The organism is Actinomadura sp. 7K507 (genome assembly GCF_004348425.1).
Lineage (GTDB): Bacteria > Actinomycetota > Actinomycetes > Streptosporangiales > Streptosporangiaceae > Spirillospora.
This window is the reverse complement of sequence record NZ_SMKK01000016.1, coordinates 18,495-38,076: the sequence shown is the minus strand read 5'-3', so window position 1 is coordinate 38,076 and position 19,582 is coordinate 18,495. Positions and strand designations below refer to the sequence as shown.

The 19,582-nt window shown below is 65.9% G+C and carries 16 protein-coding genes; 8 read left to right on the top strand and 8 right to left on the bottom strand.

The features are described 5' to 3' along the window. The first annotated feature begins 228 nt into the window (after positions 1 to 228). Together E1285_RS46475 and bfr are read left to right on the top strand one after the other, a co-directional pair. Complete coding sequence (locus E1285_RS46475) at positions 229 to 627, top strand: (2Fe-2S)-binding protein (RefSeq protein ID WP_207946434.1); 399 nt, start codon at positions 229 to 231, stop codon at positions 625 to 627. A gap of 100 nt (positions 628 to 727) precedes the next feature. Next, positions 728 to 1,225 carry a bacterioferritin gene (gene bfr, locus E1285_RS06045; RefSeq protein WP_132148921.1) on the top strand — a complete coding sequence of 166 codons (498 nt, stop codon included), beginning with the start codon at positions 728 to 730 and terminating at the stop codon, positions 1,223 to 1,225. A gap of 77 nt (positions 1,226 to 1,302) precedes the next feature. Here the strand turns inward: bfr and E1285_RS06040 are convergent, their stop codons facing one another. Both E1285_RS06040 and E1285_RS06035 read right to left on the bottom strand, forming a co-directional pair. Next, entirely contained in the window at positions 1,303 to 2,328 is a 1,026-nt protein-coding gene (locus E1285_RS06040) for an adenylate/guanylate cyclase domain-containing protein (protein ID WP_132148919.1), read from the bottom strand. A gap of 124 nt (positions 2,329 to 2,452) precedes the next feature. Continuing rightward, a complete protein-coding gene (locus E1285_RS06035; RefSeq protein WP_207946433.1) occupies positions 2,453 to 3,313 on the bottom strand; it encodes a biotin--[acetyl-CoA-carboxylase] ligase in 861 nt (286 codons plus the stop codon). Positions 3,314 to 3,395: 82 nt separating this feature from the next. Here E1285_RS06035 and E1285_RS06030 point away from each other — a divergent pair, with 82 nt between their 5' ends. Then, the gene (locus tag E1285_RS06030; protein ID WP_132148915.1) at positions 3,396 to 4,169 is read left to right on the top strand and encodes an enoyl-CoA hydratase-related protein; all 774 of its coding nucleotides are present in this window, start codon (positions 3,396 to 3,398) and stop codon (positions 4,167 to 4,169) included. Between the two features lie 16 nt (positions 4,170 to 4,185). On the opposite strand, the gene E1285_RS06025 is transcribed toward E1285_RS06030, so the two are convergent. The 3 genes from E1285_RS06025 to E1285_RS06015 form a co-directional block, all read right to left on the bottom strand. Beyond that, a complete protein-coding gene (locus E1285_RS06025; RefSeq protein WP_132148913.1) occupies positions 4,186 to 4,923 on the bottom strand; it encodes a DUF899 family protein in 738 nt (245 codons plus the stop codon). 88 nt (positions 4,924 to 5,011) lie between these two features. Next, positions 5,012 to 6,229, bottom strand: a complete 1,218-nt coding sequence (locus E1285_RS06020; RefSeq protein WP_132148911.1) for a sigma-70 family RNA polymerase sigma factor — start codon at positions 6,227 to 6,229, stop codon at positions 5,012 to 5,014. Next, the gene (locus E1285_RS06015; RefSeq protein WP_132148909.1) at positions 6,226 to 6,561 is read right to left on the bottom strand and encodes a YciI family protein; all 336 of its coding nucleotides are present in this window, start codon (positions 6,559 to 6,561) and stop codon (positions 6,226 to 6,228) included. The genes E1285_RS06020 and E1285_RS06015 overlap by 4 nt, the downstream gene beginning before the upstream one ends. Before the next feature lie 321 nt (positions 6,562 to 6,882). Between E1285_RS06015 and E1285_RS06010 the strand changes: the two genes are divergently transcribed. The 5 genes from E1285_RS06010 to E1285_RS05990 are packed head-to-tail and all read left to right on the top strand — an operon-like array spanning position 6,883 to position 15,462. Then, on the top strand, positions 6,883 to 10,431 hold the full coding sequence (locus E1285_RS06010) for a DEAD/DEAH box helicase family protein (RefSeq protein ID WP_207946432.1): 3,549 nt from the start codon (positions 6,883 to 6,885) through the stop codon (positions 10,429 to 10,431). Further along, positions 10,428 to 11,822: a restriction endonuclease subunit S gene (locus tag E1285_RS06005; protein WP_132148907.1), complete on the top strand. Its 1,395-nt coding sequence runs from the start codon at positions 10,428 to 10,430 to the stop codon at positions 11,820 to 11,822. The genes E1285_RS06010 and E1285_RS06005 overlap by 4 nt, the downstream gene beginning before the upstream one ends. Next, positions 11,819 to 13,306: a class I SAM-dependent DNA methyltransferase gene (locus E1285_RS06000; RefSeq protein WP_132148905.1), complete on the top strand. Its 1,488-nt coding sequence runs from the start codon at positions 11,819 to 11,821 to the stop codon at positions 13,304 to 13,306. Before E1285_RS06005 ends, E1285_RS06000 begins: the two co-directional genes overlap by 4 nt. Positions 13,307 to 13,360: 54 nt before the next feature. Further along, a complete protein-coding gene (locus E1285_RS05995) occupies positions 13,361 to 14,815 on the top strand; it encodes an N-6 DNA methylase (RefSeq protein ID WP_132148903.1) in 1,455 nt (484 codons plus the stop codon). Then, positions 14,812 to 15,462 carry a hypothetical protein gene (locus tag E1285_RS05990; RefSeq protein WP_132148901.1) on the top strand — a complete coding sequence of 217 codons (651 nt, stop codon included), beginning with the start codon at positions 14,812 to 14,814 and terminating at the stop codon, positions 15,460 to 15,462. Before E1285_RS05995 ends, E1285_RS05990 begins: the two co-directional genes overlap by 4 nt. 52 nt (positions 15,463 to 15,514) lie before the next feature. Here E1285_RS05990 and E1285_RS05985 read toward each other — a convergent pair whose 3' ends face one another. Genes E1285_RS05985 through serS form a run of 3 tightly spaced genes read right to left on the bottom strand, consistent with a single transcriptional unit; the run spans position 15,515 to position 18,779 of the window. Further along, on the bottom strand, positions 15,515 to 16,555 hold the full coding sequence (locus E1285_RS05985; protein ID WP_132148899.1) for a hypothetical protein: 1,041 nt from the start codon (positions 16,553 to 16,555) through the stop codon (positions 15,515 to 15,517). After that, positions 16,483 to 17,526, bottom strand: a complete 1,044-nt coding sequence (locus E1285_RS05980; RefSeq protein WP_132148896.1) for a glycosyltransferase — start codon at positions 17,524 to 17,526, stop codon at positions 16,483 to 16,485. Before E1285_RS05980 ends, E1285_RS05985 begins: the two co-directional genes overlap by 73 nt. After that, positions 17,526 to 18,779 (bottom strand): serine--tRNA ligase, encoded by a 1,254-nt coding sequence (serS, locus tag E1285_RS05975; protein ID WP_207946430.1) that lies wholly within the window; start codon positions 18,777 to 18,779, stop codon positions 17,526 to 17,528. The genes E1285_RS05980 and serS overlap by 1 nt, the downstream gene beginning before the upstream one ends. Positions 18,780 to 19,582 lie beyond the last annotated feature (803 nt).

The following is a 19,582-nucleotide window of genomic DNA, read 5'->3' as shown; positions in this document are numbered from 1 at the left end:
CGGCGCCGCCGTCTCCGGCACACGCGATCCGGTGTGCGGGCGCGGCGACGCACGGGACATGCCTTCCCCGTGAGGTTTAGATCACACCGGCACCGATTGGGAGGCCTCTGGCCAGATCGGACATTCCTGAGCTACTTTAGGGGAGCCTAACCTTAATGAGGGTGCCCTAAGCTCCCCTGGTCAGGTGCGTGGAGCCCGGCAAGCCGCACGGAAGGTCTACCCAGCCGCATGTACGTGTGCATCTGCAACGCCGTCACCGAAGGCGACGTCAACGGCTGCATGGCGGACGGTTGCACGACCGCCAAAGAGGTCAAGGCCGCCTGCGGCTTCAAGCCGGGATGCGGCATGTGCACCAAGCGCATCCACACGATGGTCAGCGAGTACCGCACGGCGAGCGAACTCGCGGACGCCCTCACCGGCGGCCCGGCGACGCTGACCCCCGTCCCCGAGGCTCCCCGTGCTCCGCGCGTCCCCGGACCCGGCGTCCACGTGCCCGGACCGGCCGTTCCCGAACAGCCCTTCACCGAACAGGCCGTTCCCGAACGACCCGGCCCCGCACCGGACGTCCTCGCACAGACCGCCGCAGAGAACACCGAAGGGGGAGCCGCTCCGCAGACCGCCGCCTGATCCGATCCCGGATACCCGCATGGTCCCGCCCACCAGGGCGGAAGCGCCATAGCGGGGGTTAGTGCTGTCCTAAACAGGACGGCCGTGCAAGCATGGGACCATGGAAGGCGACAAGGACATCATCGCGCTGCTGAACGACCAGCTCACCGCGGAGCTCACTGCGATCAACCAGTACTTCCTGCACTCGAAGATGCAGCAGAACTGGGGTTTCACCCGCATCGCCAAGCACACCCGCGACGAGTCGTTCGACGAGATGCGGCACGCGGAGCGGCTGACCGACCGGATCCTGTTCCTGGAGGGACTGCCGAACTACCAGAAGCTCGGCACCCTGCGGATCGGGCAGACCATCGTCGAGCAACTCGAGGCGGACCTCGCCATCGAGCATGAGGCGGTCGCCAGGCTGCGCCCCGGCATCGACCTGATGCGCTCGCGCGGGGACGTCACCTCCGCCCGGATCTTCGAGGACATCCTCGCCGACGAGGAAGAGCACATCGACTACCTGGAGACCGAGCTGAGCCTCGTCCAGGAACTCGGCGAGCAGAACTACAAGCAGCGGCTCACCAGCGCACCCGGCGAAGACGTCATCGAACCCGTCTGAGCCGCTACGGCGAACCCGTCTGAGCCGCGCTACGGCCTCTCTCGGTCCGCGGGCCTCGGCCTCGTGTTGCGGCGACGCTACGGCCTCTCCTGGTCCGCGGGCCTCGGCCTCGGGTAACGGCGCAGCACATAAGGCTGGATGATGCCGAGGCCCCGGACCGGACGCCGCACGATACGCGTCACCTCGTAGTCCGGCCGTCCCTCCAGCCGCGCCGCCAGCTCACTGTCGATCACGACCGCGCCGGGCCGCGCCAGCGACGTCAGCCGGGCGGCGAGGTTGACGGTCGTGCCGAACACGTCCCCCATCAGCGGCAGCACCGGCCCGTAGGCGGCGCCGACCCGCACGTCCGGGAACTCGGTCTCGTCCTGGATGGCCGACGCCACCGTCAGCGCGATCTCCGCCCCGATCTCCGGCGTCTCCGCGCTGAACAGCACCTCGTCGCCGAGCGTCTTCACCAGCCGCCCGCCGAGCGAGGCGACGATGTCGGCGGCGGTCTCCTCGAACCACTCCACCACCCGGGCCAGCTCGATCTCCTCGAGCTCCCGGCTGACCTGCGTGAACGACACCATGTCCGCGAACCCGACCGTGGTCATCGGGCGCCCGGCCGGGTCGCCGTTCTCCCGCGTCGCCGCCGCGCCCAGCGCCCGCGTCCCCGCCGCCGCCAGCTGCCGCCGCCAGGCGTGCACGACCAGCGGCTCGAACTCGCCGATGTGCTTCTGGGCGATGTCCACGATCGTCTCCACCGCCTCCGCGGACGGCGCATCGTTCATGTCCTGCGGCAGCATGCTCCGCAGCAGGCTGACCTGCCACTCGGCGAGCCGCGTCATCGTCTGCCCGAACGCCCGGACCAGGCGGATCACGCCGTCCTCGTCGAGGATCCCGTCGTCCACCAGCCGCCGGAGACGGTCCAGGGCCGCGACGTCCCCCTCGGTGTAGGCGACGGTCTCGTCCGGCATCGACGGGTAGCCGAACGCCCGCCAGATCCTGCCGGAGAACTCCCGCGACACCCCCGACAGCCGGACCGCGTCGACACGGGTGTAGCGCAGCTCGCCTCCGAGCAGGAGCTCTTCGATCTCCTTCGGATCCGGCAATCCGGCCGCCATCATCCGCCCCTCAGTCCGCCGCCGTCCCCGGCCAGGGATGCCGGCGCCATGGATCGGTATCGGGACATATCGTTGCAGATCAGCAACACGATCAACGTCCGGACCACAGGTCCACGTTCCCCGTTCACCGGACGTGCACCACGTCTCCCGCGCTGACCACGCGGTCCCCGTCCGTCCCGGTGACCACCAGGCGCCCCGACCCGTCCACGTCCCGCGCCGTACCGGTCAGCCTCTCCTCCCCGGGCAGTTCGACCCTCACCTGGCGGCCGAGCGTGGCGCACAGGTCCTTGTACGCGGTACGCAGGCCGCTGCTCTCCGGATCACCGCCGAGCTCCGTCCATTCCCGGTACCAGGTCGCGAACTCGCGCAGGATCGCGCGCAGCAGCGGCGCCCGGTCGCTCAGCGGCGCGCCCTCGATGGCCAGCGAGGTCGCGGTGTCCACCGGCAGCTCCGGCTCGCGCAGCCCGACGTTCAGCCCCACCCCCACGACGAGCCCGCCGTCGATCTTCTCCGCGAGGATTCCCGCCAGTTTCCGCTGCCCGACCAGCAGGTCGTTCGGCCACTTGAGCCGCACGTCCACGGCCACGTCGCCGCCGTCGCCGAGGAACCGCTCCCCCTCCTGCGACCAGGCGGTCATACGCCGGACGGCGGTGGCGACGGCCACGCCCGTCAGCAACGGCGCCCACCCCAGCATCGGCACCGGCACCTGGGGCCGCAGCAGCATCGAGAACATCAGCCCCGACCGCGGCGGCGCCGTCCAGGTCCGCCCCAGCCGCCCGCGCCCGGCCGTCTGCAGCTCGGTGACCAGTACGGTGCCCTCCGGGGCGCCCTCCCCGGCCAGCACCGCGAGGTCGGCGTTGGTGGACCCCGTCTCCCCCACGACACGGACGTTCCGCCAGAACCCGCCCTCCCGGACGAGCGCCCGACGCAGCGCCGTCTCGTGCAACGGCGGCCGATCAAGATCTCCGTACGGTGACTCACTCACCCGACCATCAAACCTCAGAAGGACTCGATCTTGGGGGGGCACCCGCCCGTCAACCCGTCGCGCGGTCGTTAGGGTGCCGTCCATGGATGGTGTGACGCTGCGGCGTGATGGGCATGTTGCGGAGATCGTGCTGGACCGGGCAGAGGCTCTGAACGCCCTGTCGACGGCCATGGCGCGGCGCCTCACGAGCGTCTGCGCCGAGGTGGCGGCGGACGCGTCCGTCCGCTCGGTGGTGCTCAGCGCGGCCGGGGAGAAGGCCTTCTGCGTCGGCGCCGACCTCAAGGAACGCAACTCGATGTCCGACGAGGACTTCATGGCGCAGCGCCCGATCTTCCGGGCCGCGTTCGGCGGCATCCTGAACATGCCGCAACCGGTCGTCGCCGCCGTGCACGGCTACGCGCTCGGCGGCGGCTGCGAGTTCGCCCTGTCCGCCGACCTGATCGTCGCGGACGAGACCGCGGTGTTCGGCCTGCCCGAGGTGAGCGTCGGCCTCGTCCCCGGCAGCGGCGGCACCCAGCTCGCCCTGCGCCGCCTCGGCGCCGGCAAGGCCGCCGACCTGGTCCTCACCGGCCGCCGCGTCGGGATCGAGGAGGCCCTCGAACTCGGCCTCGCCGACCGCGGGGTCCCCGCCGGCGCCGCCCGCGACGAGGCCCTGACCCTCGCCGGCGTGATCGCGCAGAACTCTCCGGTCGCCGTCCGCGCCGCCAAGCGCGCCCTCCGCCAGGGCGACGGCGTGGGCCTGCAGGCCGGCCTCGACCTGGAGGAGAACGCCTGGCGCACCGCGGCCTTCTCCCCCGACCGCCGCGAGGGCATCGCCGCGTTCAACGAGAAGCGCAAGCCCGACTGGCCGTCCTGAGCGAACGGCCGGCCGGTCAGCCGGCGTTGCCGAGGTCGTCCGAGCAGCCCGCCTCCAGGCGGGACCACTGGGCCGTGGGACGTCCGCCGGTGCGGAAGACCCAGCTGGCCTCCCCTTCCCGGGGCCATCCGGCGGGCGAGTCCTCCCAGTCCTCCTGGCGGCCGTACACGGTCAGGTCCATCAGCGCGTAGGCGATGTCGAGCGCCTCGTCGCCGCGGCCGCTCGTCCAGTAGGTCTCGAACACCCGGTCGCCGACCCGCAGGTAGCACACGATGTGGAACATGCCGACCGTGCGCCCGGTCAGCAGCGTCTCGACGGAATCCTGGGCGGAGTACCAGGGCATGTCCCAGCCCATGAAGTCGCGGTACCGGACGCTCTCCTCGTACGGGCCCTGGCAGAGCGTCGCGTAGGTGATGTCCGCGGCGTGCAGGGCGGACAGCTCGCGGACCTGCCCGTTGAAGTACGTGCAGCCCTCGCACTGCTCGGCGGCGGGACGGCCGGTGTACCACATCATGTAGTAGGCGACCAGCCGGCGGCGGCCCTCGAACGCCTCCAGCAGCGTCACCGGCCCGTCCGGGCCGATCAGCGGCGTGGCGGCGTCCACCTCGACCATCGGCAGCCGCCGGCGGGCCGCGGCGATCGCGTCGCCTTCGCGCGTGTGCGCCTTCTCCCGGACCCGCAGCTCGTCCAGCCGGGCCTGGAAGGCGGCCCGGTCGACCACGTCGGGCATCGGCTGAGTCGTGTCGGTGTTCATGGGATCTTCCCTTCCTCCTGATGGACTTTCACCCCACCGACGAAGGGCACCCTCCCGGGATCGACATCACCGCGTAAATTTCGCTGGATCAGAGTTCGTCCAGGCGTCCGGCCAGGTAGCGGCGGTCAGCCTCGGTCGGCGCCAGCTTCAACGCCTCCTCGTACGCGGCTCTGGCCTCGGCGGCGCGGCCGTCGCGGCGGAGCAGGTCGGCGCGGGTCGCGGGCAGGAGGTGATACCCGTCGAGCCGCCCGGACGCCGTGATCTCGTCCACCAGCGCCAGACCGGCCGGGACTCCGTCCGCCATCGCCACCGCCACGGCGCGGTTGAGCTCCACGACCGGGGACGGCGCGAGCCGTCCCAGCTCGGCGTACAGGACGGCGATCTGCGGCCAGTCCGTGCTCGCGGCGTCGGCCGCGGTGGCGTGGCAGGCGGCGATGGCGGCCTGCACCTGGTAGGGCCCGGCGCGCCGCAGGGCCAGCGCCTCGTCAAGGGTCGCCACCCCCTCGGCGATCAGCTCCCGGTCCCACCGTGACCGGTCCTGGTTCTCCAGCGTGACCAGCACGCCGTCTGCCGTGCGCGTCGCGCGCCGGGCCTCGTGCAGCAGCATCAGCGCGAGCAGCCCGCGCGGCTCGGGCTCGCCGGGCATCAGCCGGACGAGGACCCGGCTCAGGCGGATGGCCTCGGCCGTCAGGGCCCGGTCCGGGTCCTCCTCGCCGTAGCCCTGGTTGAAGATCAGGTAGAGCACCGCGAGGACGGCGGCGAGCCGCCGCGGTAGCAGTTCGGCGGGCGGGACCCGGTACGGGATACCGGCCTCGTGGATCTTGCGCTTCGCGCGGACCAGCCGTTGCGCCATGGCGGGCTCGGCGGTCAGGAACGCCCTGGCGATCTCGGCGGTGCTCATGCCCGCCAGCGTGCGCAGGGTGAGCGCGACCCGGGCCGGGAACGGCAGCGCCGGATGGCAGCAGGTGAAGATCAGACGCAGCCGCTCGTCCGGAATGTCCGCCACCGGCGGCTCGCCGGGGTCGCGGGCCAGCACGGCGACCTGCCGCAGCTTGGCCGCCCCCGCCGCGTCCCGGCGCAGCCGGTCGATCGCGCGGTTGCGGGCGGCCGTCGTCAGCCAGGCGCCCGGACGCCGCGGAACGCCGTCACGCGGCCATTTCTCCAGCGCGGCGGCGAACGCGTCCTGCGTGCAGTCCTCGGCCAGGTCCCAGTCCCCCGTCATTCCGATAAGGGTGGCGACGACCTGGCCCCACTCGTCCCGGTACGCCGCGTCGACCGCCGCTCGAATCCGGTCGGACTCGGTCATTCCCAGACGGGACGGATCTCGACCCCGCCCTGGCGCGCGTAGGGATGGCCGGCAGCGATCTCGATCGCCTCGTCCAGGTTCTCGCACTCGACGATCACGACACCACCGACGACGTCCTTCGTCTCGGCGTAGGGCCCGTCCGTCACCAGCGTCTCGTCGTCGCGGACCCGGACCGTGGTCGCGTCCACCACCGGACGCAGCCGCTCGCCCATGACCTCGGCACCGCGCCGTTCGAGATCCGCCTGCCACGCCTGGTGCACCGGATCGTCCGCGAGCTCCTCATTGCTCGGCGAGACCACCTCGTCATCACAGATCAGCAGCACGTACTTCATACGCCCGATTCTCCTACGCGAGAGGCTTAGCCATGCAGACGACGTTGCGGCGGCCCTCCGGGCGGCCGCAACAGGGACCACGAGGGGACGCCCTGTCCGTCGAGCAACGGGGTGGTCCATCTCGCGGGTACCGTCGCGAACGGCTAGACAAGCTCAAGGCTCTCGGGTTGCCTGGCATGAGCGGAGCTGACCTGCATGGATCGCTAACGCGGTTCACGTGGACATTCGGTTCAAAGTGGATCTATCGCTCTAGACTGTCGTTCCTGTGGCCGATACTGGGCTCGGCATCGCACGGGATGGCTACACAGGTCGGATGGGCGGATGAACGATCGGATCGAGGCACTGGCCGCGCGGTCGCCGAACTTCGGGTTCCTGCTGCCACACGAGCCGCTGCTGGTGTTGTACGGCGTGGGGGCGGAAGCGGCGATCTTCACCGATCCCAACGTAGCTTTGTTCAAGGCCCGCCAGTTCGGCGAGGTCCTGGCCACCGACCTGGTTCGCCGTGGCCAGGTTCGGGTCGACGGCGACCGGCAGGTCGACCGGCTGCGCGCGCTAAACCGGGAAGGCTATCTCCATGGGAAGGTCGCCCAAGCCTTCGACCACATCCGGGGAGTCGGCAACCAGGCGGTTCACGCCAATCTAGCCGTGGACAACGGCCCCGCGGCCCAGCGCTCGGCGTTCGAGTCCGTTCAGACGTGTTTCCGGCTGGCCGTGTGGTTCCACCGGCTGCTGACCGGATCCCGAGAACAGGTTCCGTTCGTACCGCCGCAACCGCCAACAGCGGACAAGTCCCCAACAGCCGTCGAAGCGGCCGAGATCGAAGCCCTACGCAAGGACGTCGAACGCGCTCAGGATGCGCTTGCCCAGGCCCGGCTGACCTATGAGGCCAAGACCTCCAGGCTCCAGGCCGAAGAGGATGCCCGCCGTGCGGCGGAGGAGGAACTGAAGCAAGCCCGTTCCGCACAAAGCGAGCTGACCGCGCTGGTCAACGCGATGCGTGACGAACTAGCGGCCATCCGCCGCGAGTTCGATAAGAGTAGGCCAGTTACAACTCTGGAGCAGCGCGAGAAGCTGCTTGCCAATGCCGAGAGCGCCGCCCGCGAGCCTCTCACCGAGGCGCAGGTCCGCGAGCAGCTCGATCGGATGCTGGCAGAGACGGGCTGGTCGGTACAGAACTCGGGTGTCGGGATGGATCTGTTCACACGCCAAGGGGTCGCGGTACGCGAGGTCACCATGAAGGCTGGCCGGGCCGACTACCTGCTGTACGTGGACCGCAAGCTCGCGGGTGTGATCGAGGCCAAGCGGGAGGGCGCCGACCTGGCCGCCGCCAGTGAGCAGGCTGACCGGTACGCAGCCAGCCTGACGGCTGGTCAAAAGAGGGCGGCCTGGCGTCCCGAGCTTCAATTCCGCTACGCCAGCGATGGAGGGATGACCTGGTTCCGCAACACTCTGGACCCCGACTCGCGCTCGCGAGAGGTGTCGTTCTTCCATCGGCCCGAGACGCTGGCCCGCTGGATGCACGACGCCGACAACGACCCGCAGGCGCCCACCTACCGGGCCAAACTTCGGCTCCGCCTACCTGAGCTGATCACTGCTGGACTTCGTCCCGCCCAGATCGAGGCGATCCATGGGCTGGAGCGGTCACTTGCGGCGGGCCGCGAGCGCGCCCTGATCCAAATGGCCACCGGGGCCGGCAAGACATTCACCGCCGCCACGTTCTCCTACCGGCTGCTGAAGTTCGCCAAGGCGGAGCGAATCCTATTTTTGGTCGACCGCAACAACCTCGGTACCCAGGCGCGAACCGAATTCGAGAACTACGCCACCCCCGACGACGGCCGGAAGTTCACCGAACTGTATAACGTGCAGCAGCTCACCGGCAGCGACATGCTGGCCTCCTCCAAAGTGGTAGTGTCCACCATCCAGCGTCTCTATCTGGGGCTTTCCGGTAGAGCCATCCCACAGGGCGACGACCCGGATCTGGACTCCTACGAAGTGGATGACGAACTCGACATCGCATACAATCCGCGGTTCCCGCCGGAGACCTTCGATCTGATCATCGTGGATGAGTGTCATCGCTCCATCTACGGCAAATGGCGGACAGTCCTGGAGTACTTCGACGCGCCGCTCGTCGGACTGACCGCAACACCAGTGGCCCAGACCTTCGGGTTCTTCCATCAAAACCTGGTCAGCGAGTACACCTACGAGCAGGCGGTCGCCGACAACGTCAACGTCGACTTCGACGTCTACCGGATCGAGACGGAGATCTCCGAGTCAGGGGCGCTGATCGAGGCAGGTACACGGGTGCCGGTTAGGGACCGCCGCACCCGCGTTCAGCGCTACCAGGATCTGGACGACGATTTCCAGTACGCCGGGCGCGACGTTGGTTCCCGCGTGATCAGCAAGGGTCAACTCAAGACGGTCATCGAGACGTTCCGCGACCGGCTCAACACGGAGATCTTCCCCGAGCGGTCTAAGGTCTCATCTGACCGTCGCATGGTACCCAAAACGCTCATCTTCGCAAAGAACGACGACCATGCTGAGGAAATTGTTACCGCAGTAAGAGACGCCTTCGGCCGCGGCAACGACTTCTGCACGAAAATCACCCACAAGGCGCGCAAGCCGCACGAGTTGCTGGCGGCATTCCGCAACTCCGCACAACTGCGGATCGCCGTCACCGTGGACATGATCGCAACAGGGACCGATGTGAAGGCCCTGGAATGCTTGATCTTCCTCCGGGATGTGCGCAGCTGGGCCTACTTCGAGCAGATGAAGGGGCGCGGTGCCCGTACCATCCCGCTGACCGAGTTTCAGGCTGTCACCCCCGACATCGGAGAGAAGACCCGATTCGTCATCGTCGATGCGATCGGCGTCACCAAGAACCCCAAGGTGGACGCCGCCCCTCTGGACCGCGATGAGACCAAACGAGAGAGCCTAGAGAAACTACTGGCCAAGGTCGCGGCCGGTGCCTATACCGACGATGAGGTCTCCACTCTGGCCTCCCGGCTGTCCCGCCTGGACAAGCAGTTGGCCGACAGGCCCACCGACCGGGCGGAGATCGAGCAAGTCGCCGGCCAGCCTCTGCACACGATCGTGCGCGGCATGGTGGACTCCGTCTCCGTCGACGCCCAGGAAAAAGCCAAGCTCTCCGGCGGAGAGCAGGCCGTCCGGGAGTTGGTCGCGCAGGCTGTGGAACCGCTTGCCCGCAATACCGAGCTACGCAAAAGGCTTCTAGAGATCCGCCGGGCGATCGACCTACTCTACGATGAGGTCAACGCCGACCGGGTGGTCCACGCCGGGGCGGTCGTGGACGCCACAGAGGCCAAGTCGACCATCACGAGCTGGCGCGAGTACCTCGACGACAATCGCGACGAGATTGTCGCCTGGCACGCTGCCTTCACCCAACGGTCCAAGCCGCCACGCGAGGTCTTCGAACAGCTTAGGGCGATCGCAGAACGCATCGCTCGGCCGCCGCGAAGATGGACCCCCGAGCGCCTGTGGAAGGCCTACGAACGGGCCGGGATCGCCGTCGCTCGCAAGGGCGCCCGGCACGGCGTGGCGGATCTGGTCTCGCTAGTCCGCTTCGAGCTCGGCCTGGAGAACGAGCCGCGCCCCTACGCCTCGGTGGTGGAAGAACGCTTCGCCAACTGGCTGGCCAGACAGGAACAGTCCGGGGCGCGTTTCACCGCCGATCAGCTCTGGTGGTTGGATAACATCGCTCGAACGACCGCCATGACGGTGCGCTTCGACACAGCTGACCTAGATCACGTGCCGTTCAGCAGTCATGGTGGCACTGACGGCTTCCTAACCGCCTTCGGCGACGACCGCGCTGTGACCATCCTCGACGAACTAGACCGGGACCTGACCGCATGACCGAGCTGCCGCCAGGCTGGGCGCGAGCAACTCTAGGAGAACTCGCGCACTATCAGAATGGACGAGGCTTCAAGAAGGCCGAATGGTCTGACACCGGGCGCCCCATCATCCGCATCCAAAATCTCACCGGGTCGGGCGATAATTTTAACTACTATCAAGGAGACGTTGAAGATCGCCATATAGTACGACCTGGAGATTTGCTAATTTCATGGGCCGCCACACTTGGGGCATATATTTGGCAAGGACCAGAGGGTGTACTAAATCAGCACATATTTAAAGTCACCCCCTTTATTGACAAGGATTTTCTTTTTTATTTGGTTCAGCATGTAATTGAGGACCTTTATCGCCAAGCACATGGCTCTGGGATGGTTCACATCACCAAAGGCAGATTCGATGCTATGCCTGTAATGGTTCCACCTCTTGCAGAGCAGCAGCGCATCGTCACTGCCCTAGAAGAGCAGACCTCTCGCTTGGATGCGACGCTGTCCGGACTTAGTGCTTCGCTTGAACGTCTTCAGCTTTTTCGGGAATGTCTGACAACACAGGCGGCTACGGGTGGGTTGGTTCCAGATACTCAACGTCACGATTCGCATTTGGAGGGCGTGGGCCTTAACGATGGCTCGCTTCCCAAGATCCCCGCGGATTGGAAGTGGCGGCGATTGGGCGATGTAGCCGAAGTTGTCGGCGGGGTAACTAAAGACAGCAAGAAGCAATCTGATCCAACATACGTTGAGGCCCCTTTCCTCCGTGTGGCTAATGTGCAGAGGGGGCGCCTGGTCCTTGACGAAGTCACGCGGATTCGGGTTCCGAAGGCAAAGTTGGATCAACTGCGGCTACAACCTGGTGATGTGCTACTAAACGAGGGCGGTGATCGTGACAAACTCGGACGAGGATGGATTTGGGAAGGTCAAATTGATGACTGCATCCATCAGAACCATGTTTTCCGGGCACGGGTCCGCGGAACGATAGTTCACCCAAAGATACTTGCTTGGCATCTGAACGGGTTCGGCAAATATTGGTGCGATCGAAACGCAAGGCAGACGGTTAATCTGGCTTCGATCAGCTTGAAGAAGATCAAGATGTTGCCAGTCGCCGTTCCTCCGGAGTTTGTCCCGCAGGAAGCTTTGGTGGAAGAAATTGAGTCCAGGATAATGGCCGCGAATCGGAGCGAGAAAAGTCTCCAGCTCGCCATTGACCGGGGCCTCAGACTACGTTCTCTAATTTTGAAGGTTGCTTTTAAAGCGCATCTCGCACCTCAAGACCCAGGAGATGAGCCTGCGTCAACCTTGTTGATGCGAATTCGGTCGGAGAGAGCGGCTACGCCAAGGATCAGTGGGGGGCGCCGCACCTCAATAGAGAGCGTTACAACTCAGGAAGAGAAACTGCATTGAATGCCGCTGAAACTGTTGATCCGCGGGGGCTGGTAAATCGACTTTGGAGTTATTGTGAGCTTTTGCGGCACAGCGGAGTTTCCACGCTCGACTATGTGGAGCAACTCACCTATCTGCTCTTCCTAAAGATGGCCGATGAGCGCGCCAAGCGGCCACTCAATCCTGAACGGATCGTGCCCGAAGGGCTTGACTGGCCAAGTCTCGTCAATAAGTCTGGCGATGATCTATACGATCAGTACGAGCATGTTCTCAACCAACTTGGCTACGAGCGGGGCATGTTGGGCGCGATCTTCAAGGGCGCCATGAACAAGATCCAGGAATCGGCCGTGCTGGAGCGACTTGTTAAGGACTTGATCAACCCGTACCACTGGTCGAGTGAGAGCGCCGATACCAAGGGCGACGCCTACGAAGGGCTCTTGCAGCGGGGGGCGGAGGATCGCAAAACGGGGGCCGGGCAGTACTTCACCCCAAGGCCGGTGATCGATGCCATGGTTGAGTGCGTTCAACCAGGTCCCAGAGACACGGTCTTCGATCCTGCCTGCGGCACCGGCGGGTTCCTTATCGCCGCGCATGCCTACATCGTCGATCGATACGGCGCAGAGTTGGACGGCGATCGGCGTCGCGCGCTGGACTCCGGGGCGATACGCGGGGTCGAACTGGTGCATGAGACCGCACGGCTAGCTTCTATGAACATGCTGCTGCACGGTATCGGCCAGGCGAACGGCCGGGAGTTGATCGAGGTCAGGGATTCACTAGCCAGATCCCCCTTGGCCCATGCGGATGTAGTGCTGGCTAATCCGCCGTTCGGCGTGGGCTCGGTCACCGGAGAGAACTACGCCAAGTCACGTCAGGACCTGTGGGCCGAGACCACCAACAAGCAACTCAACTTCGTCCAGCACATCTATACCCTGCTGAAACTACACGGCAGGGCGGCGGCCGTCGTGCCCGACAACGTGCTGTTCGAAGGTGGGGCGGGTGAGACGGTCCGGCGTGCACTGTTGCAACGGTGCGACGTGCACACCCTGCTGCGGCTGCCGACCGGCATCTTTTACGCCGGCGGGGTCAAGGCCAACGTACTGTTCTTCGACAAAAAGCCACCGCGTCCCGACGCAACACCGGCCACCAAACGACTCTGGGTATACGACTTCAGAACCGACCAGCACTTCACGATGAAGCAAAAGCCACTCCGCCGGGAGCACTTGGACGACTTCATTAAGTGCTATCGCCCCGGTGAACGCGGCGACCGGATCGAGAGCGAGCGATTCAAGGCTTACGAGTACGCCGAACTGGTCGCCCGGGACAAGGTGAACCTCGATCTGACCTTCATGGAGGACGGAGCCGAGACGCAGGCACTGGAGGAACCGGACGTCATCGCCCAGGAGATCGTGGACGAACTCGAGGCGGCACTGACCGAGTTCTCGGCGATCACCGAGTCGCTGCGCACGCTAAGATCTTCCCGTGAGGATCCCGACATGTCGGATTAATGGCTTCTGCTGCGAAGAGCCTAGAAGGTACCCTGTTCGGTCAGGGGTTCACGCATGACCGACGCACGACAGACCTTCGACTCGCTCTGGTCCTTCTACGGCCGCAGGCTCAGCGCCGAGAGCGTCTCCGGCTTCGAGTTCGTCGAGCAGATCACCTACCTGCTGTTCCTGAAGATCGATCATGAGCGGGCTTCCCGCCAGGTCAACCCCGTCCGGGTGGTGCCGAGGGGGCTGGACTGGCCCTCGCTGACTTCCAAGTCCGGAAGAGATCTGGAACAACAATACGCCCGCATCCTCAGCCAATGCGGTATTCCTGATCCCGCTGCCCCGCCGAGCGAGCTGACCATGCGGACGGTGTTCCGCAAGGCCGTCTCGTCCATCCGGAACCCGGCCGCGCTGGCGGCGCTCATTCAAGACGAGATCGGCAGTCGTTCTTGGAGCGGCCTGATCCCAGCCGTCACCGGCGAGCTGTACGACCTGCTCTTGTACGAGGCCAGCGCCCAGTTCAACATTGAGGCGGGTCAGACGCTCACTCCTCCTCCGTTCGTCTCCGCGGTGGTCGATTGCATACGCCCCAGCGCGGCGGACCGGGTGTTCGATCCCGCCTGCGGTACCGGATCCCTACTGGTCCGGACGCATGCGGCGATGGCTTCAGAGCAGACGAGGCTCGCCGATGATTCGATCATCGGGGTCGATCTGGACGAGCGCATGTGCCGTCTGGCGACCATGAGCCTGCTGTTGCACACCGGCCTGCCGTTCAGCGATCCACCATCGATTTGGGTGGCAGACTCACTCGCTGCTCCAGCGAGCGTGGAACCAACAGTAGTCATCTGCAACCCGCCGTTCCGCAGCACCGCGCCTGCTCCGCGGGGACGCATCGACCTGATCGCATCGACCAGAAATATTCAGCTCAACTTCCTGCAGCACATCGCCAAGATGCTGCCGACCGGCGCCCGCGCCGCAGTCTTCGTCCCCGACAACGTGCTGTTCGCCAGCGGCTCCGCGAAGACGGTCCGCTCCTGGCTGTTCTACCACTGCAACCTGCACACGCTGCTACGCCTGCCCACGGGGGTCTTTGAACGTGGTGGGGTCAAGACCAACGTGCTTTTCTTCGACATGGTTGGCCCGAAGAACGATGGCTCCCCCACGACCGGGCGCCTGGACGTCTACGATTTCCGGACCGGAAAGCACTTCCAGGCCAAGCATGCCCCGCTAACCCGCCGCGACCTCGATCCCTTCGTCGAGTGGTACGAATCGGACCGCAAGCAGCCGACAGATGGGCAAGGCGAGAAGCGTTACCGTTCCTTCACATATGCCGAGCTAGCGGCCAGGGACCTGAACATCGACATCACCTGGCTCCGCGAGGAGGCGGTAGAGGAGGAGTTCCTCTCTCCCCGGCTGATCGCCCGCGAGATCGCCGATGAACTCACTTCCGCCGCCCAGGAGTTCACCGCGCTCGCTGAGGCCCTTCCTGACGCCCCGACTCAGGCGGAAGGCGGTGGGGCGTGACCACACCCCGGCACGAGACCCCGTTCCAGCAGTTCGAAGAAAACATCCGATACGCCGAAGGGCTGGTCATAGGCGGCCGGGCCCTCGAAGGCATTCGGGGCATCCCCAACATGAACTTTGGGGCGCTGTCTGCCGCCCACCCTGAAGATCTCTATCGGGCAGCCTGGAACCAGGCGGTTTCCGCCCTGGACCACTGGCTGCACCGCGAAATCATCGACCGGGCCGTCATCTTGACCAACGACATGGGCAGGGAACGGCCCGCAGCTCTACAGCGACTCCCGATGCCATTCGCAATGGTAGAACGGATGCACACCGAATCCATGCGCGACGTCTTCCGGGAGTACCTGGAAGACGAACTCAGCAGGATCACCTACCAGAGAAGCCAGCGGATCACCGAGGGTCTGCGGCTGATCCTCACTGACAAGCCGTCTGAGATCTGGGCCAAGGTCGGCGCGAACCTAGCCATGACACCCGAGGCGGTGAAGGCCTACCAGGACGCCATCGTCATACGCAGGAATCGCATCGCGCACGAGGCCGACCTCGACGCCCAAGGCAACCGAACTCCGATGACCGGCGACGAAGCCGAGGTCACCGTAGAATGGATCCGTAAGCTTGCAGCGGCTCTTGCTCAGATCTTGGGATCTTGATTCAAAAAGCTAGGGTCACAATCGTCGTAGTTCATGCGATGTCGGCCTGCCTTCACCATCTCTTATGGGCGACATAGTCGATCACAGCTTCCTCGATAATTTGGCTCGTCACGGGCCAGGGGGCACGCAGCCGGGCAACGTCGCCCCAGTAGACGTATGCATTACGAACGAGGCGGCCGAGGCCAGCGGTGGCGATCTGGCAAGGAATCTGGTCGAGCACCCTGTTCAGGGCGCTGGAATTGTCTCGAGCTCCGGGACGGATGCCACCGTCGACGAGCAGGGTGGCGGTCCGCACAGCATCCAGCAGTTCCAGAGGCCAGTCGCCAGCGTGGTCGCCGAACGTCGCCTCAGGCCAGCTGCGACCGGTCTGGACCCAGCGGAGGCGCTCCAGGCCAGACCCGATATCGCTCGCCATGTGCCAGGGCCGCTCAGTGTTCCAGAGCAGGACGGCGTCGCCGATAGCGGTGTCCGCGTAGGCGAAGTGCAGGGTGATCCCACGGACGTTTCCGCGTGCCCAGATGTCGACCGTTCCGTGGATGTGCAGGTGCCGCGCATGCAGGCCGAGCCGAGACAGGGCGCCGATCCATGTGTCGATGAGACGGACATGCTCGTCGACCTCTTGGATCGGCATTACGCAGGAGATGTTGACGAACGAGGTCAGGAATCCTGGTTCCAGGTGGCCGGCGTCGTTGCGTTTACCGGTGAAGCGGACGACTGGCTGGGGGATGAGTCCCTGGCTGTAGGTGAATGGTCGGCCGTCCTTGAGGTAGGGATCGAGGGCCTGGACGGCGGAGATGGTCAGGTCGGTGTCGCGGTTCCATCGGATGGGGAGGACCCGGCCGCGGGCGATGCCGCGCTCAGCGAACGCTTCCTCGATGCGGGCGAGGATCTCGCTGCTTCTTAGCGGGCGGCGTGCGGGGCGTCGCGGGCTGGGCGGCCCGCGCCAGGTGATGCTCAGCCGAGTGCCTGCCTGATCATCGGTGACGTGCCAGAGACCGGTGAAGTACTCGTAGATCTCGGTCAGGAAGGCGTGGCGGATGTGATCGTCGTGTGCGCCAGGGTGCGGAAGTGCTGGGCCGGGTCGAAGCGGCATAGGCCGATCTCCTGGACGGTGGGACGATCCAATCGCATGGCCTGTTCGATGGCGCTCGCCAGGATGGCGGCGACGCCGTCGTCACTCATCGCGGGGTCAGCAGTGGCGATTGCGCCAGTGTCGGAGCAGAGGGCGGCTTGGGCGCAAGTGCTCGGCCGCCAAGTCAGAGCCGCCACTGGCACACCTGCCCGGAGCGCTTCGCCGAACACGGCGGCTCCGGCTTCGATGTAGCCGGACGCGCAGGTGTAGGCGAACACGGCCGCGTCTCGAAGGAGAGCGTTCTTGGCTTCCCCGGACAGTTCACCGGCCCAGGTGACGTGCGGGGCGTAAAGGGCGGCGGCATGCTCGGCCACGTAGGTCTCGTCGAGCACGGGACCGACCAGCGTGAGAGGCAAACCGAGCCGGGCGGTGGCGAGGGCGGCGAGGTGTGGGGCTTTGTCGGCGTCAATGCGGCCAAGCCAGATGACGTCCCGGCCGCGCCCAGGCTGCGCCGGCATCTGCTCGTCCAGCCCGAACTGCACTGACAACGTCTGGATCGCCGCGCACGAGGCGTACCGTTCCACCATCTCCCCTGAGTAGCAGAACAGCCGGGACCGGGTCCCGTCGAAGGCCTGCGGCTCGTGCCGAAAGGCGGGATCGTGCTGGAAGGTCACCACATCGCAGTCGAGCTGTTCCCACATCCGCCGCCATGCCGGCAGCGATGGGTATTCGTGACCGACAACGAGCAGGTCGAGGCCCACACGGCTCAGCTTGGTGGCGTCGGTTGAGCCGGGTAGCAGGTCCTCAAGCCGCAACGGCGTGGCCGGAAACCGGGCTACGGCTTCGGGGCGCCAGGCTGGTCCGATCAGGTGAACGTCTGCCCCGGCTTCGGCGGCGCCGATGGCGGTGGCCCACAGCCATCGTTCAATCCCGCCGTAGCCGTGCGGGGGAAATGCGTACTGAGAGGGAAAGTCACATATCCCGACCAGCATCACTCGACCTTGCCACCGGGAAGGATCTTGCCGAAGCCCAGGTACGGGACGAGCGCGTCGGGCATGACTACCGATCCGTCGGCCTGCTGGCTCTGTTCAAGGATCGCGATCATGGTGCGACCCACCGCCAAGCCGGACCCGTTGAGGGTCGCCGCGAAGGTCTTCTTGCCGTCGGCTCCCTTGACACGGATCCTGGCGCGGCGGGCTTGGAAGGTGGTGCAGTCCGAGCAGCTGGACACCTCGCGGTAGCGGCCCTGGCTGGGCACCCACACCTCCAGGTCGTAGGTGAAGTGGGCGGAGAAGCCGATGTCACCTGTGGCGAGCGCGACGACGCGGTAGGCCAAGCCGAGTTCTCGCAGGCAGCGTTCAGCGTGGCCGGTAAGCTTCTCCAACTCGGCGGCAGAATCTTCGGCGCGGCAGATCCGGACCAGTTCGACCTTGGAGAACTGGTGCTGGCGGAGCATGCCGCGGGTGTCCTTGCCGTACGACCCCGCCTCGCTGCGGAAGCACGGGGTGTAGGAGGTGAGGGCGATCGGCAGGTCGCGTTCGTTGAGCATCTCGCCGGCATACAGGTTGGTGAGTGGCACCTCAGCGGTGGGCACCAGGTACAGAGTGCGGTCACCGACGTCGGTCCTGAACAGATCCTCTTCGAACTTGGGTAGCTGCCCGGTACCCGTCATCGTCTCAGGGGTGACCAGATAGGGCACGTAGTGCTCGTCGTAGCCGTGCTGGCCCGTGTGCAGGTCGAGGAAGAACTGGGCGAGCGCGCGTTCCAGCCGCGCACCGGCCGCCCGCATCACTGCGAAGCGGGGGCCGGACAGCTTGGTGGCCCGTTTGAAGTCCAGTATCCCCAGTGCCTCGCCTAGGTCGACGTGATCCTTGGGCTCGAACTCGAAGGTACGGGGCTCGCCCCAGCGGCGCACCTCCTCGGCGAACTCTTCGGAGTCACCGTCGGGAGCGCGGTCTGCGGGTAGGTTCGGTACGGTCAGCAGGAAGGCGCGCAACTCCTCATCCAGCGTGGCCGCCGCCTCGTCGCTGACCTGAATCTCGTCCTTGAGTCTGCGGGCCTGTTCCCTGGCTGCCTCCACATCCCCGCCCTCACGGGCGATCTTCTGGATGTTCTTGGCGGCCTGGTTAGCCTCCGCGCGCAGTTCATTGGTGTGCTCGATGGCCTTGCTGCGGCGCGAGACCAGATCCTGCAGCCAGTCCAGATCCAGCTCGAAGCCTCGGCGAGCGAGTCGGCGTACGGCCACGGGCATATCCGGCGATCTGGAGCAGGCCGGGCACGACCTGGCAGACGAATGAGCGGACGGACAGGGCACGTTCCTCCAGTTTGAGGAACGCCGGAAAGCCAGGGAGCATGACGGTCTGCTTGCCTGCCCGCTCGATCTCTTCGGCCATCTTCTTGAATGTCCCCTCCGGGATGCCGAAGAACGTGTCCAAGTCGATGGCCGTCTCCACAGACGGTTTGGTGCCTGTCTCGAGTTTCTCTATCCACTGGTAGGTACAGCCGAGCGCTTCAGCGAGCTGAGGGCGTGAGAGCTTGGCGGCTTCACGATACGAGCGCAGGACGGCTCCGAACGCACGGACTAGTGGGTCGCGCGTCAGATCACCTGGGGGCATTTGGGGGTCCCTGGTAGGTCTCGGCCGGAGCTTGGGGGGCGTCAGCACCGGGGCGGTAGGTGTCTGCGTGTTGACGTTATGTAGCAGAGCGTAGCGCCACCGGCCACGCTGGAACTCCTGTTTCCGGCACGGACAATTCCCGCGAGGCCACCATGACAAGCGACACAAAGCCGCACCCCAGCTCCACCGCTGGCGCAGACGACGAACAGCTCTTGGAGCGGCTCCGCGCCGACTTCCCCGGGCACCGGATCTGGCGCGGCGTCCGCCGCAACGGGCAGCCCGGGGGTTGCAACGTTGCACGACCGGGCGGCCGGCGTTGACCCCACCGTCATCTGCTCCGACGCCGCCGAGCTGCGCCAGTCCCTGACCAGGGAGGCGGAGAGGGCCAGGCACCACACGCGCAGTGCGTGGAGCTGGACATGACCTCCCGGCG

Coding starts and splice junctions, on each gene's coding strand:
- bfr (WP_132148921.1), top strand. CDS start 728: ATGGAAGGCGACAAGGACATCATCGCGCTGCTGAACGACCAGCTCACC.
- E1285_RS06005 (WP_132148907.1), top strand. CDS start 10,428: ATGACCGAGCTGCCGCCAGGCTGGGCGCGAGCAACTCTAGGAGAACTC.
- E1285_RS06030 (WP_132148915.1), top strand. CDS start 3,396: ATGGATGGTGTGACGCTGCGGCGTGATGGGCATGTTGCGGAGATCGTG.
- E1285_RS06040 (WP_132148919.1), bottom strand. CDS start 2,328: ATGGCGGCCGGATTGCCGGATCCGAAGGAGATCGAAGAGCTCCTGCTC.
- E1285_RS06010 (WP_207946432.1), top strand. CDS start 6,883: ATGAACGATCGGATCGAGGCACTGGCCGCGCGGTCGCCGAACTTCGGG.
- E1285_RS06020 (WP_132148911.1), bottom strand. CDS start 6,229: ATGACCGAGTCCGACCGGATTCGAGCGGCGGTCGACGCGGCGTACCGG.
- E1285_RS05985 (WP_132148899.1), bottom strand. CDS start 16,555: ATGCCGCTTCGACCCGGCCCAGCACTTCCGCACCCTGGCGCACACGAC.
- E1285_RS05995 (WP_132148903.1), top strand. CDS start 13,361: ATGACCGACGCACGACAGACCTTCGACTCGCTCTGGTCCTTCTACGGC.
- E1285_RS05980 (WP_132148896.1), bottom strand. CDS start 17,526: ATGCTGGTCGGGATATGTGACTTTCCCTCTCAGTACGCATTTCCCCCG.
- E1285_RS06025 (WP_132148913.1), bottom strand. CDS start 4,923: ATGAACACCGACACGACTCAGCCGATGCCCGACGTGGTCGACCGGGCC.
- E1285_RS06015 (WP_132148909.1), bottom strand. CDS start 6,561: ATGAAGTACGTGCTGCTGATCTGTGATGACGAGGTGGTCTCGCCGAGC.
- E1285_RS46475 (WP_207946434.1), top strand. CDS start 229: ATGTACGTGTGCATCTGCAACGCCGTCACCGAAGGCGACGTCAACGGC.